We start from the raw sequence: 13,133 nt of genomic DNA on the forward strand, positions 1-13,133 counted from the left end.
CCATCGTGCCAAGCAGTTCACGCTTGAGAGGAGTGTAAACCCTGTCATTGAAAAATGCATCGGCAGCGGCGATCAAGAGCAGCGCGCGCGCTGCTTCGTGAGAATCGCCTGACCTTGCCGCATGGCGATCGGCATCGATTTCCGCTCGTCGCGACAATCGTATCTCTTCGCGTTCCAGTGATTGAGAGAGCGGACCCAGCAGCAAGTAGAACAGGCTTCCGGAAACGGTTTTTCCTGGGGGAGCGTAGTCGAAGACCAAATCGAAACTTTTGTCGAGTTCGGCGAGATTGAGCCCGCCGTTCGTATCCTTGTTTTTCAAATGTGCGTCTTCGTGAGCCAGAATCGTGGCGAATGCTTTGTCGTCGGTCACCGCGAGCAATGGAATGCCTACGGTCAAGACCGCCCGACGGCCGAGCAGACCGAGAAATGGACGCTCTTCCCCTATGCTGGCGTTGAGGCTGTCGCTCAGAACGATCGTGGTTCGGCTGGCGCGATGTTTGCCAGCGATGCTTTCCCACACGGCCCATAGCTGGGGAGCCGAATCCTGAGAGATGCCTTGCACCGGGCTGGGGCGAAAGCCGGCAAACAGTGCCCCGATCAACAGCACAAAAGCCAGCATCGCGGCCGGTATGGCGATGACACCACCTGCTATTACCATGAGCGGATGCCGGTCAAGCAACAACAGCCACAGAAGCACCGGGCAGAAAAGCGGGAGAGCGAAAAGCAGGATGGCGAACCTGCCAAAGCGCGTTCCCATATAGAGGACCAAGCGCGACATCGATGCCTCACAGCGGGATGTTGTCGTGCTTCTTCCAGGGGTTCTGCATATCCTTGTTGCGCAGCATGCGCAGCGCGCGCGCGATGCGGCGGCGGGTCGAATGCGGCATGATCACCTCATCGACATAGCCGCGCTCGGCGGCGACGAAGGGCGACAGGAAGCGATCTTCGTAAGCCTTTGTATGGGCTGCGATCTTTTCGGCGTCACCGATGTCCTTGCGATAAATGATCTCGACCGCGCCCCTGGCGCCCATCACCGCGATCTGCGCCGTCGGCCAGGCATAGTTCATGTCGCCGCGCAGATGCTTTGACGCCATCACGTCATAGGCGCCGCCATAGGCTTTGCGGGTGATGACGGTGATCTTCGGCACGGTGGCCTCGGCATAGGCGAACAGGAGTTTCGCGCCATGCTTGATCAGCCCGCCATATTCCTGCGCGGTGCCGGGCAGGAAACCGGGGACATCGACGAAGGTGACGATCGGTATCGAGAAACAGTCGCAGAAGCGCACGAAGCGCGCCGCTTTGCGGCTGGCATCCGAATCGAGCACGCCGGCCAGCACCATCGGCTGGTTGGCGACGAAGCCGACGGTGCGACCCTCGACACGCCCGAACCCGGTGACGATGTTCTTGGCGAAGTTCTGCTGGATCTCGAAGAAGTCGCCTTCGTCGGCAACTTTCATGATCAGTTCCTTGATGTCGTAGGGCTTGTTGGCATTGTCGGGAATCAGCCGGTCGAGCGACAAATCATGGTCGGTGACCGACTGGTAGCATTCGATCTCGGGAAGCTCCGATGTGTTGGAAGCCGGCAGCAGGTCGACCAGCCGGCGCATCTGCAACAGCGCCTCGACATCATTGTCATAGGCGCCGTCGGCGATCGAGGATTTCGTCGTGTGGACGGAGGCGCCGCCCAGGCTCTCGGCGGTCACCGTCTCGTTGGTCACGGTCTTCACCACATCCGGTCCGGTGACGAACATGTAGGAAGTGTCGCGCACCATGAAGATGAAGTCGGTCATGGCAGGCGAATAGACGTCGCCGCCGGCGCATGGGCCCATGATGACGGAAATCTGCGGAATGACGCCGGACGCCAGCACGTTGCGCTGAAAGATCTCGGCATAGCCGCCGAGTGCCGCGACGCCCTCCTGGATGCGCGCGCCGCCAGCATCGTAGAGGCCGATGATCGGCGCCCGGTTGCGCAGCGCCATCTCCTGCACCTTGATGACCTTCTCGGCATGCGCTTCCGACAGCGAGCCGCCGAACACGGTAAAATCCTTGGCGAAGAGGTAGACCGGGCGGCCGTTGACCGTGCCCCAGCCGGTGACGACGCCGTCGCCGGCGATCTTTGTGTTCTCCATGCCGAAGTCGGTCGAGCGGTGCTCGACATACATGTCGAATTCCTCGAACGAGCCCTCGTCGAGAAACACCTCGATGCGTTCGCGCGCGGTGAGCTTACCCTTCTTGTGCTGGGCATCGATGCGGACCTGGCCGCCACCCATGCGGGCGATCTCGCGGCGGCGCTCGAGTTCCTTGAGAACGTCTTTCATCGATTACCTCCCAAGCCAGTGGCATTTCGTGGTAATCGTGCCGGCAAGCGAGCGCAAGCGCCGCTTGCGCCACGGGTTTTGTTGCGCTGCAGCATGACGCCCCTTGCATTTGGCGGCGAACTCAGCCATATGCAGCCCATAGGCGCTTGGGCCGGGAACGAATCCGGCCTTCTCGGCAAATGAGACTGGTTGCGTCTGTTTTCCCTCTTTCCGGTATATCGGCCCTTTTTCCGGTAAATCACAAAGCGGCGAAAAAGCCCCGTGGCATGATGCCTGCGGGCACGACAGCGCAGCCGAGTGGACGAATACGTCCGCCCGCCTTGTCGTTCATCACAGATTTTTCGACGGCAGGTTGCGCCCTGCCGCCATCGATGTTTGCGGCCAGAAGCCGCGTGAAAGAAGATTATTTTGACCAACGAAAACACTTTGCCCGGTAGCACTGCGGAACTCACCGGTTTCGCGGCACTGGGTATTACGGGCGCGCTGCTCAAGGCCACCCACAACGCCGGCTTCGCCGAGCCGAAGCCGATCCAGGCACAGGCGATCCCGCCTCAGATGGAAGGCCGTGACATTTTCGGCATCGCCCAGACCGGCTCCGGCAAGACCGCGGCCTTCGCGCTGCCGATCTTGTCGAAGATCATTGCGCTTGGCACCAAGCGCCGGCCGAAGACGGCGCGTGCGCTTATCCTGGCGCCGACGCGCGAACTCGCCGTGCAGATCGAAGACACGATCAAGATCCTCGCCAAGGGCGCGCATGTCTCGACCGCGCTCGTGCTCGGCGGCGTGTCCCGCTTCAGCCAGGTGAAGAAGGTTGCTCCCGGCGTCGACATCCTGATCGCCACGCCCGGCCGGTTGACCGACCTTGTGCGTGAGGGCGACCTCGTGCTTGCCGACACCAAATGGCTGGTGCTGGACGAAGGCGACCGCATGCTCGACATGGGCTTCATCAACGACGTCAAGCGTATCGCCAAGGCGACGGCGCCCGACCGTCAGACGGTGCTGTTCTCGGCGACCATGCCCAATGAAATCGCCGAACTGGCCAAGGGCCTGCTGAAGAACCCGATCCGCGTTGAAGTCGCGCCGCAAAGCACGGCGGCGGCCGAGATCGTGCAGGGCGTGGTCTTTGCCCGCACCAAGCAGAAGCGCCAGGTTCTGTCGACGATGCTCGCCGACGAGGCGATGAAGTCCGTCATCATCTTCTCGCGCACCAAGCATGGTGCCGACAGGGTGACCAAGGACCTCGAGCGTGACGGCTTCAAGGCCGCCGTCATCCACGGCAACAAGTCGCAGAATGCCCGCCAGAAAGCGCTGAACGATTTCCGCGACGGCTCGGTGCGCATTCTGGTGGCGACCGACATTGCGGCGCGCGGCATCGACGTCCCCGGCATCAGCCATGTCGTGAATTTCGACCTGCCTGATGAAGCCGAGAGCTACGTCCACCGCATCGGACGTACCGGCCGCAACGGCATGGACGGCATCGCGATCACGCTTTGCGATCCTTCCGAGAACAGCAAGCTGCGCCAGGTCGAGCGCATCATCCGCACCAAGCTGCCGATCGTTGCCGACCATCTCGGCAGCCCGGATCCGGTGCGCAATCCGGCTGAAAAGAACGAGCGCTTCGAGCCGGCCAATGATCGCAACGACCGCAATGGCCGTCGCGACGGCAGGCGGCCCGGTGGCGAGAACAAGGGCAACGGCTTTGGCAAGAAGCGCTTCGGCGACAAGCCTGCCTTCGCAGGCGAGCGCAAGCCGGAAGGCGCCAAGCCGGCCTTCAAAGGCAACAACAAGCGCCGCTTCGGCGGCAAGCGTCCGGCAGCGCGGGCTGCGTAAGTAGCCAGCGTTGTAGTCAGTCAAGCTCAGGCTGGCTGATTGCCGGGACAGACAAGGAAAGGGCGGCTGAAGCGATGCTTCGGTCGCCCTTTCCGTTTGCCTACTTCACCACCGCTTCGATCCAGACGGCGATCCTTTGCGCCAGAAACGCCGTGGTCGACGGCGACAGCGCGTCGCCGGCAATGACGTGATTGTCCGGGTCGCCGGTGTCATCGACCGGAACCAGTTCATGCGGCGCGCCCCAGCGCCCGGCAATCTCGCGGGTGCGGTCGGCCCGCACCACTTTGTCCGAATCAGAAAAGATGAACAAAGCAGGGATGGTCGCCTTCTCCACCGGCGCGCCATAGGCAAGCTCGGTCAGCGCCTGCATCGGCAAGGTTGCTTCGATCGGATAGCGGGTGGTCCAGAATTCTTCATTCAGCGCGTTGCGCGGCACGAAGCTGTGTTCCTTGCCGGCGACCAGCCTGGCAATTTGTTTGCCCCACGGCATGGTCAGGATCTCGGCGCCCGAAGCCTTGACGCCGAAGTTCGGCGAGATGAACGCAATCGCCGCCACCTCGTCCGATACACCGGGCTGCGTTGCCGCCCAGACCGCCAGCGAGCCGCCGGTCGACGTCGAGATGACGATCACCTTGTCGCCGATCGCCCGGCCGATGGCGAGCGCTTCCTCATAGTCGTTGATCCAGGCGTTGATGCTGCCTTGCGTCATCGCCGCGCCATCCTGCCCGTGACCGGTGAGCCGGGTGTAGAAGAGATTGGCATCAAGCTGTTCCGCCACTTCGTCGGGCAGCGGGCGGACCTCGCCCTTCGATGCGGAAAAGCCGTGGATGTAGACGATCGACAGCGGCGTCCTAGCATGCACCAACGGATCGGCCCAGACGATCTCTTTTTCCAGCCCGTCACGGATTCCGGGGATGGCGGCTTCCGCCTTTGCCACATAGGCCTGCGGATCGTCAGCGATGAGCGAGGGATCGAAACGGATCGTGGTGTCGACGCGAACGCGCGGGCCGAGCACGAAGGCCAGTGCGAGAATGGCGATGAGGCCCAGCACAGCAAGCACGATCCGTCGCCCCATCGCAGACTCCACGCAGCACTTGTCTCAACCATGACCAAGGCGGCCCGAAACGGTGGGCCTGCTAATTTCGCCGGCGGCCTATTCGATCGGGGGCTTGCGGTCGTAATGCAGCGGCCGCGCCTTCCAACTGGTCATCAGGCTGATAAACCCTCTGCACAGCGGCCTCGGCAGCAGGCCGAGCAGTTTCAGGGGCCAGCTGGTCCGGCGCGGGAAATGGACTTCGAAGCCGCCGGACTTGATGCCCCGCGCCATGCGGCGCGATGCGCGGCTGACCGGCATCAGTCCCGGCATGGGCAGCATGTTCTTCTCGGTCAGCGGGGTGTCGATGAAGCCGGGATTGAACACCTGGATACGCACGTTCATCTTGTCGAAATCATACTTCAGCGACTCGGCCAGGATGTTGATCGCCGCCTTGGTGCCGCCATAGGCGGCCGTTGTCGGCCAGCCGAAATAGGATGTCACCGAGCCGACCAGCACGACATGGCCGCGCGCCCGCACACGCATGCGTTCGACCGCGGGCACGAGGCCGTTGATGATGCCGAAATAATTGACCTCGAAGGACCGGCGAAAGTCGTTGACGACAAGATTCTCCCCCGGCGTCGAAATGTAGTTCCCTGCATTGAAGATGGCGAGCACGATGGGACCGAGCTCCTTCTCGATCGCGGCGACGGTTCTTGCCATGCGCGGCTCGTCGGTGACATCGCAGGGAAAGGCCGTGACACTGCCCGGCATCTGCGCGGTCTCGACGACGAGCGTGTCGATCGGATCGTCGTCAAGCGCCGTCACCGCGACCGCATAGCCCTGGGAAGCAAGATCCCTGGCCAGCGCACGGCCGATGCCGCTTGAGCCGCCCGTGATCCAGGCGACGCCGTGCTTCGGGTTAGCCCGGTAGAGTGTCATGCTGCGCCCTGTCGACTTGTTGGTGCTTTGCTCTAGAGCGGTTCACCGTTTCACGGAAACGGCGAACTGCTCTATCTCCTTGTTTCTACGCAATTCCGGACGGAAAACCGTTTCACACTTTTCCTGGAATTGCTCTAGCGGTGAAGAAATCGAATGAAAAGCCGCTTTTCAACGTCAGCCGGAAATGAACAGTGGCGCAAGAGGCCAGCCTCGGGAAGCGCCGACGCAACAACAGCACTGCAAATGCGACTGGACCAGACAAATTCTTGCCTTGAAACCGCAGCTTCGGGTTTCTAGGGTTTCGGCGCACCTACACAAGGAATCCTGAATGCCCCGTTCTGTGATCGACGCGATCGGCAACACTCCTCTGATCCGCCTCAACAAAGCTTCGGAACAAACCGGTTGCGAGATCCTGGGCAAGGCCGAATTCATGAATCCGGGCCAGTCGGTCAAGGATCGCGCGGGCCTGTTCATCATCCGCGACGCCGAGAAGCGCGGGCTGCTGAAGCCCGGCGGCGTGATCGTCGAGGGAACGGCGGGCAATACCGGCATCGGGCTGACGCTGGTCGCCAAGGCGCTCGGCTACCGGACCGTCATCGTCATTCCCGAGACGCAGAGCCAGGAAAAGAAGGACACGATCAAGCTGCTCGGCGCTGAGCTGATCGAGGTGCCGGCCGTGCCCTACAGGAATCCCAACAACTACGTGAAACTGTCGGGGCGGCTGGCCGAGCAACTGGCAAAGACAGAACCGAACGGCGCCATCTGGGCCAACCAGTTCGACAATGTCGCCAACCGTGACGGCCATATCCGCACCACCGCGGAGGAGATCTGGAGCCAGACCGGCGGCAAGGTCGACGGTTTCGTGTCGGCGGTCGGTTCTGGCGGCACGCTGGCCGGCGTCGCCTCCGGACTGAAGGCCAAAAGCCGGGATGTGAAGATCGCGCTCGCCGATCCGCTGGGGGCCGCGCTCTATTCTTTCTACACCAGCGGCGAGCTGAAGTCCGAAGGCAGCTCGATCACCGAAGGCATCGGGCAGGGGCGCATCACCGCCAATCTCGAAGGGTTCACGCCGGATTTTTCATTCCAGATCCCCGATGAGGATGCGCTGCCGATCGTCTTCGACCTGATCCAGGAAGAGGGCCTTTGCGTCGGCGGCTCGACCGGCATCAACATAGCCGGCGCGATCCGTCTGGCCAGGGAACTAGGTCCCGGCCACACCATCGTGACCATTCTTTGTGATTATGGCACGCGCTATCAATCAAAACTGTTCAACCCGGAATTCCTGCGCGAAAAGCAGCTGCCGGTGCCAGGCTGGATGGAACTGAAGAGCACAATTCCGGTGCCGTTCGAAAAGGTCGCGTGATGGCAAACAGGACGGACGCCCTGTTTCGCGACGATGCCTATCTGCGGACGGCGGACGCAACGGTCGTTGCCGTCAACGATCGCGGCGGTATCATCCTCGACCGGACGATCTTCTACGCCACTTCGGGCGGCCAACCGGGCGATACCGGGTATCTCGAACGTGGCGACGGCAGCCGTATCATCATTGCCGCCACGCTCACCGGTGAGACCAAGGACGAGATCATACACGTGCCAGCGCCGGAGCAGGCGGTTCCGCAGCCCGGCGAGGCGCTGAGGCTGGCGATCGACTGGGAGCGGCGGCATCTCCTGATGCGCATGCACGCGGCTTGCCACCTGCTTACCGTCGTCTGCCCGTTCCCGATCACCGGTGCCTCGGTTTCCGAGGACGACAGCCGTGTCGACTTCGACGCTCCGGATGCCGGCTTCACCAAGGAGGACGTCACCGCCGGGCTGATGGACCTGGTGCGGGCCGATCATCCGATCTTTGTCAGGCTGATCAGTGACGAAGACCTGGCCGCCAATCCCGGCCTGGTGAAATCCAAGAACGTTCGGCCGCCGGTGGGCACAGGCAAGATCCGCCTGGTGTGTATCGGCGACAACGCATCGGTGGACAGCCAGCCCTGCGGCGGCACCCATGTGAAAAGCACCGCCGAAGTCGGCGAAATCCACATCGGCAAGATCGAGAAGAAGGGCCGCGAGAACCGGCGCTTCCGCATCCGCTTTGGGCCGATGCCGGCAAACTGAACAGGACAGTGATCGCCAAAAAGCGAGCAGGAGAACAAAATGGCCGAGGACAGCCCCTTCACCGTCGACGCAGACTGGCTGCAGCAACGTCTCGGCGAGCCGGGCCTGACGATCATCGACGCATCCTGGTATCTCCCGGCGCAGAGGCGCGATGCGCGCGGCGAGTATGAGTCGGGCCACATCCCGGGCGCACGTTTTCTCGATCAGGATGCCGTTTCGAATCCGGATTCGCCCCTGCCGCATACCTTGCCGTCGCCGCAGCATTTTGCCCAGTATGTCGGTGCCATGGGCGTTTCGGCCGATGACACCATCGTCGTCTACGACGGCCCGGGTTTCTTCTCCGCACCCCGGGCGTGGTGGATGTTCCGGGTGATGGGCGTCTTTCAGACCTATATTCTGGAGGGCGGCTTCGATGGCTGGAAAGCCGCCGGCAGGCCGGTGACGGCCGAACCGACCAAGATCGCGCCAAGCGTGTTTCATGCCGACTTCGACGCCGGGCGCGTCGCCAGCCTCGCCGACATGCGCGGGATCGTCGACACCAGGGCGAGCCAGATCGCCGACGCCCGTGGACCGGGCCGCTTCACCGGCACTGAACCTGAGCCGCGCGCGGGTATCCGCTCCGGCCATATGCCCGGCGCGCGCAATCTGCCCTATTCGGCGCTGTCGGAAAATGGCGAGCTGCTGTCGAAGGACCGTCTGCGCAAGGTGATCGAGGAGGCCGGCATCGATCTGTCGAAACCTGTCGTCACTTCATGCGGCTCCGGTATTACCGCGGCGGTGGTGACGCTGGCGCTGGAAACGCTTGGCCATACGAACAACAGGCTTTACGACGGCTCCTGGACGGAGTGGGGCGGGCTTTCCGACACGCCCGTGGCGACCGGCCCCGTTGTGACCGGCAAGGAATGAAGACGATGGAAAACGGCGCGCTGGAAGACATCGAAGTCACGGTGACGTTCCTCGAGATGCATGTGCCTCCGGCCTATTCGCCGCCTGTGCCGTATAACCGTCAGGTCGCGCTGCTGAAGACCAAGGACATTCCGCTGCATTTCTACCGCTATCTGATGGACCGGGTGGGGCGCAAATGGCACTGGGTCAATGTGCTGAGGCTGGATGACGACGAGCTTTCCGCCGGCATCCATCGTGAGGATCGCGACATCAGGGTCCTTTACCTCGACGGCGCGCCCGCCGGCTTCTTCGATCTCAAGCCGCATCTGCCGGAAGAAGTCGAACTCGCCTATTTCGGCATGATGGAACATGCCACCGGGCAAGGCATCGGCCGCTGGTTCCTGGGCTCCGCGATCGCCGCCGCATGGTCGCATGGGCCGAAGCGGGTGACGGTGCAGACCTGCACGCTCGATCATCCGGCGGCTCTGCCGCTCTACCAGAAGCTCGGCTTTGCACCGGTGGCGCAAAAGAGGGAAATCGTCCATCCGCTGCCTTTCACCGAGCGTGCGGCCAGCGTCATGCGGCCCTAGCCGGAAGCTGACACCAGCTCTAATCTGAACCCGCCGTTCATCGGCCCTTCAGGCTGTTTTTGGCATGTTGCCGGCACCATCAATGCGGCCAAGGCCGAAGGAGACGAAGACATGCTGACCCGCCGTACACTTGCCGCCGCGCTGATCGCGGCAATTGCCATGCCAAGCCTGGCCGCAGCCCAGGCGACAACGCCTTCGGCCGCGACGATCGAGCGGAAGCTCGAGGCGGCGCCGCGGGTGAAATTGCGGCCGAACGAGCGCGTCACCATCCGCGAATTCAAGCGGCGCCCGGATTTGCGCCGCATGGCCCGCTCGATCGATATCCAGTCGATCAACTTCGCCTTCGGTTCGGCGGCTATTGCCAACTCGCAATACGACAAGATCGAGACCATTGCCGACGCGCTGCGGCGCATCCTGCGCCGCGATCGCGGCGCCCGGGTGCTGATCGAGGGCCACACCGACGCCGTCGGCTCCTTCCAGTCGAATCAGGCTCTGTCCGAACAGCGCGCCGCTTCGCTCAAGCGCACATTGGTGCGCGAATTCGGCGTGCCGGGTCATGCTCTCGAGACAGTCGGCTATGGCGAAGAGTTTTTGCTGGTGCAGACGCAGAACGAAAACTGGCAGAATCGCCGGGTGACACTGCGCCGCTTCGACGATTTCATCCGTTGAGCCGCAGCTCTGAATTTTAGTTAGCCGGCGCTTTCGACGGGACTTGATGAGAGCCGGATGAGAGCCGGTCGCCGACGGGCGACCGGCTCTTCGATATCTGGCAGGAATCGGGTGGGCGGCGAGAGTTCAAAGGGATAATTTCCGGTAGACCACACCGGAGATTTTCCATGACCATCCAGTTCAAAGCTTTGCCGACCGAAGGTGTCAGGACGCTGCAGCGCGGCGGGATCGATGCTTATGGCCAAATGCCCGAGCGAAAGATCTCCGACGGTGACGGCATGCCTTGCCGGCATTGCTTGAAGAACATCGCCGCCGGCGATGCCTATCTTGTTCTGGCGTACCGGCCATTCCCGCAGCTTCAGCCCTATGCTGAAACGGGGCCGATCTTCCTGCATGGCGAGGAATGCGACCGCGCTGCCGAGAGCGAGGCGCTGCCCGAGATTCTCGAAAGCCCCGACTACATCGTGCGCGGCTATGGCAGGGATGATCGCATCGTCTATGGCAGCGGCGGCGTCATCCCGACCCCGGCAATTGCTGCACGGGCCGAGACGCTGTTCGAACGCGACGAGATCGCCTACGTCCATGTCCGCTCGGCGCGCAACAATTGCTACCAGTGCCGCATCGAGCGCGCTTGAGGCTGAGACTAGCCGCTGGAAACAGTTGTCGTACTCCCGTTGCATAGTCGCGATAGAAAGCCATTGTCGATCGATTTGCCGACCGCGGATGAACCGGCGGTAAATCTCGACATCGAGGAAGCGGGGCTTTGGCTCCGCTTTTTTGTTGCCTGCGTTTGGAGCGGAAAGATTCGAGCAATAAAAAAAGCCCGCCGGCATGGCCGACGGGCTGCAACTGTTTGGCTGGAGGGCCTTTTAGTTGAACTTGTACTTTGCGCCGAGACGCACCGTATGGAAGGAAGACTTGGAGGTGATGGTGTCGTCAGGCAGCGCCAACTCCGAAGAGAAATCCTTCTCGGCGAACTGCGAATAGCGATATTCGAGACCGACGGTAACGTTGCTGGACAGAGCCGTTTCAAGGCCGCCACCGACCGAGAAACCGCTGGAACCCCAGTCGAGAATGTCGCCGATCGGGTCGGAAGCGTTCAGATCGAAATGCTGCCAGCTGTAGCCGGCAAGCGCATAGGCAAGGGTTGATTCGTTCATCTTCATGCCGACGCGGCCCAACACATCGAACCCATAGTCGGTATCGACGTTGATCGATCCGCCGCCGAGATCCAGCTTGGAAGTCATGCCGGAGTAGCGTGCATCGACCATGACGCCTGCGACCCAGCTGCCGAAGTCATGATCGTAGCCGACGTTCAGTTCACCAAAGGCACCTTCGCCACCGAGACCATTGAATTCCAGGCCGCCGAGCGGCGGAACGTTGATCTGATGCACGGACGCACCGGCACCACCAGCGCCGCCGATATAGAATCCGGTCCAGTTGTAGGCTGGCGTCTCGAATGCAGCGCCGCCGCCGTTCTGGGCACCGAACCGGTAATTGGCTGCGATCTGGAAAGTATGGCGCGAGGTGTCAAGATTCAGGAGACCGTCCGGAACCCCGACAATGCCAGCCTCGGAAAGAAGATCGTCCTTGGTCCCGAAGCCCGTATAGCGATACTCAGTCTTGATCGTCCAATTGCTGTTGATGGCCGTTTCGATGCCACCTCCGACAAAATACCCGCTCTGATCCCAATCAAAGTCGAAGCCGGCGTTCGTATCGAGCTTGTACTTCTGCCAGGAATAGCCACCCAGCACGTAGCCCAGAGTGTTCGGCGTCAAGAGGTAGCCGAGACGCAGGCCAGCGTCGAAACCGTAGGTTTCCTTGATCGAAGCGTCGAACCCCGTAATGTCCAGCGTGGTCTTGATGTTGCCCACGTGAGCGTCCAGCAGACCGCCGATGAGGAACCGGGGCGAGACCATATAGTCATAGCCAACCGTCAGCTCACCATAGACGCCTTCGCCACCAATGCCGTTCAGCGAGATTGGAATAAAATCGCCGCCGAGCTCGTGTACGTTGGCACCGGCACCGACGCCAAAACCAACGTAGAGGCCGCTCCAGTTAAAGCCGGCAGCTTCTTCTACCGGCTGCACGACGTCTGCTGCATGAGCAGCAGACATCAAAGCCACAGCAGAAACAGCACCAAGAAGAAAAGATTTCGCGGATGTGCGAATGAACATATGCCCGTACCCCAATGAGTAAACCCAGAATGTCTCTAGCAGGGAGTCGGCCGGTACGGGAATGACAAATATGCAACAATGATGAGCAAAGTGCCGTTGCGTCACATCTTTCGACGCCATGCTTTGCCTGAAAAACAGGCTCGCAAGAAAAAACCCGCCGGCATGGAACCGGCGGGCTGGATTGAAAGGGGCTGTTCTCGCGGAATCAGGCGGCGAGAACGGCTTTCGGCTCGACCAGTTCGTAGCCGAGCGCCTCGGCGACTGCCCGGTTGGTGATCTTGCCCTTGTGGACATTGAGGCCGTTGCGCAGGTGATGATCGTCGACCAGCGCCTTCAGGCCCTTGTCGGCGAGCTGCAGGCCGTAGTGAAGCGTCGCGTTGTTGAGCGCGTGGGCCGAAGTGACCGGCACGGCACCGGGCATGTTGGCGACGCAATAGTGGATGACGCCGTCGACCTCATAGGTCGGCTCGGCATGAGTGGTGGCGTGCGAGGTCTCGAAGCAGCCGCCCTGGTCGATGGCGACGTCGACCAGCACCGAGCCTTTCTTCATGCCCGACAGCATTTCGCGCGAAACCAGTTTTGG

The 13,133-nt window shown here is 61.8% G+C and carries 12 protein-coding genes and 1 pseudogene; 7 read left to right on the top strand and 6 right to left on the bottom strand.

The annotated features are described in order from the left end of the window. Positions 1-778: M48 family metallopeptidase (locus EN749_RS18660; RefSeq protein ID WP_128363677.1), on the bottom strand; the 778-nt coding region annotated here is incomplete at its 3' end. A 7-nt stretch (positions 779-785) separates the two neighbouring features. Beyond that, positions 786-2,318, bottom strand: a complete 1,533-nt coding sequence (locus tag EN749_RS18665; protein ID WP_128363678.1) for an acyl-CoA carboxylase subunit beta — start codon at positions 2,316-2,318, stop codon at positions 786-788. Between the two features lie 408 nt (positions 2,319-2,726). On the opposite strand from EN749_RS18665, the gene EN749_RS18670 reads away from it, so the two are divergent. Further along, positions 2,727-4,148 (top strand): DEAD/DEAH box helicase, encoded by a 1,422-nt coding sequence (locus EN749_RS18670; protein ID WP_127810397.1) that lies wholly within the window; start codon positions 2,727-2,729, stop codon positions 4,146-4,148. A 100-nt stretch (positions 4,149-4,248) separates the two neighbouring features. Here the strand turns inward: EN749_RS18670 and EN749_RS18675 are convergent, their stop codons facing one another. Next, the gene (locus EN749_RS18675; RefSeq protein WP_127810398.1) at positions 4,249-5,223 is read right to left on the bottom strand and encodes an alpha/beta fold hydrolase; all 975 of its coding nucleotides are present in this window, start codon (positions 5,221-5,223) and stop codon (positions 4,249-4,251) included. A 78-nt stretch (positions 5,224-5,301) separates the two neighbouring features. Continuing rightward, on the bottom strand, positions 5,302-6,123 hold the full coding sequence (locus EN749_RS18680; protein WP_023812065.1) for an SDR family oxidoreductase: 822 nt from the start codon (positions 6,121-6,123) through the stop codon (positions 5,302-5,304). Between the two features lie 328 nt (positions 6,124-6,451). On the opposite strand from EN749_RS18680, the gene EN749_RS18685 reads away from it, so the two are divergent. From EN749_RS18685 to EN749_RS18710, 6 genes are all read left to right on the top strand, one after another. Continuing rightward, on the top strand, positions 6,452-7,486 hold the full coding sequence (locus EN749_RS18685) for a cysteine synthase A (RefSeq protein WP_127810399.1): 1,035 nt from the start codon (positions 6,452-6,454) through the stop codon (positions 7,484-7,486). Further along, positions 7,486-8,229 (top strand): alanyl-tRNA editing protein, encoded by a 744-nt coding sequence (locus EN749_RS18690; protein WP_128363679.1) that lies wholly within the window; start codon positions 7,486-7,488, stop codon positions 8,227-8,229. Before EN749_RS18685 ends, EN749_RS18690 begins: the two co-directional genes overlap by 1 nt. A gap of 39 nt (positions 8,230-8,268) precedes the next feature. Further along, positions 8,269-9,135, top strand: coding sequence for a 3-mercaptopyruvate sulfurtransferase (sseA, locus tag EN749_RS18695; protein WP_128363680.1), 867 nt, complete (start codon positions 8,269-8,271; stop codon positions 9,133-9,135). Positions 9,136-9,140: 5 nt separating this feature from the next. After that, positions 9,141-9,704, top strand: a complete 564-nt coding sequence (locus EN749_RS18700) for a GNAT family N-acetyltransferase (RefSeq protein ID WP_127272758.1) — start codon at positions 9,141-9,143, stop codon at positions 9,702-9,704. A 111-nt stretch (positions 9,705-9,815) separates the two neighbouring features. Further along, complete coding sequence (locus tag EN749_RS18705) at positions 9,816-10,373, top strand: OmpA family protein (protein ID WP_127271734.1); 558 nt, start codon at positions 9,816-9,818, stop codon at positions 10,371-10,373. A gap of 167 nt (positions 10,374-10,540) precedes the next feature. Continuing rightward, positions 10,541-11,008, top strand: coding sequence for a DUF1203 domain-containing protein (locus EN749_RS18710; protein ID WP_128363681.1), 468 nt, complete (start codon positions 10,541-10,543; stop codon positions 11,006-11,008). Between the two features lie 234 nt (positions 11,009-11,242). On the opposite strand, the gene EN749_RS18715 is transcribed toward EN749_RS18710, so the two are convergent. Further along, positions 11,243-12,550, bottom strand: coding sequence for an outer membrane beta-barrel protein (locus EN749_RS18715; protein WP_128363682.1), 1,308 nt, complete (start codon positions 12,548-12,550; stop codon positions 11,243-11,245). Between the two features lie 205 nt (positions 12,551-12,755). Further along, a pseudogene (locus EN749_RS18720) lies at positions 12,756-13,133 on the bottom strand (alanine dehydrogenase); the annotation flags it as partial.

It is taken from the genome of Mesorhizobium sp. M7A.F.Ca.ET.027.02.1.1, assembly GCF_004022985.1.
Classification (GTDB): domain Bacteria; phylum Pseudomonadota; class Alphaproteobacteria; order Rhizobiales; family Rhizobiaceae; genus Mesorhizobium.

Coding starts and splice junctions, on each gene's coding strand:
- EN749_RS18665 (WP_128363678.1), bottom strand. CDS start 2,318: ATGAAAGACGTTCTCAAGGAACTCGAGCGCCGCCGCGAGATCGCCCGC.
- EN749_RS18675 (WP_127810398.1), bottom strand. CDS start 5,223: ATGGGGCGACGGATCGTGCTTGCTGTGCTGGGCCTCATCGCCATTCTC.
- EN749_RS18680 (WP_023812065.1), bottom strand. CDS start 6,123: ATGACACTCTACCGGGCTAACCCGAAGCACGGCGTCGCCTGGATCACG.
- EN749_RS18685 (WP_127810399.1), top strand. CDS start 6,452: ATGCCCCGTTCTGTGATCGACGCGATCGGCAACACTCCTCTGATCCGC.
- EN749_RS18690 (WP_128363679.1), top strand. CDS start 7,486: ATGGCAAACAGGACGGACGCCCTGTTTCGCGACGATGCCTATCTGCGG.
- sseA (WP_128363680.1), top strand. CDS start 8,269: ATGGCCGAGGACAGCCCCTTCACCGTCGACGCAGACTGGCTGCAGCAA.
- EN749_RS18700 (WP_127272758.1), top strand. CDS start 9,141: ATGGAAAACGGCGCGCTGGAAGACATCGAAGTCACGGTGACGTTCCTC.
- EN749_RS18705 (WP_127271734.1), top strand. CDS start 9,816: ATGCTGACCCGCCGTACACTTGCCGCCGCGCTGATCGCGGCAATTGCC.
- EN749_RS18710 (WP_128363681.1), top strand. CDS start 10,541: ATGACCATCCAGTTCAAAGCTTTGCCGACCGAAGGTGTCAGGACGCTG.
- EN749_RS18715 (WP_128363682.1), bottom strand. CDS start 12,550: ATGTTCATTCGCACATCCGCGAAATCTTTTCTTCTTGGTGCTGTTTCT.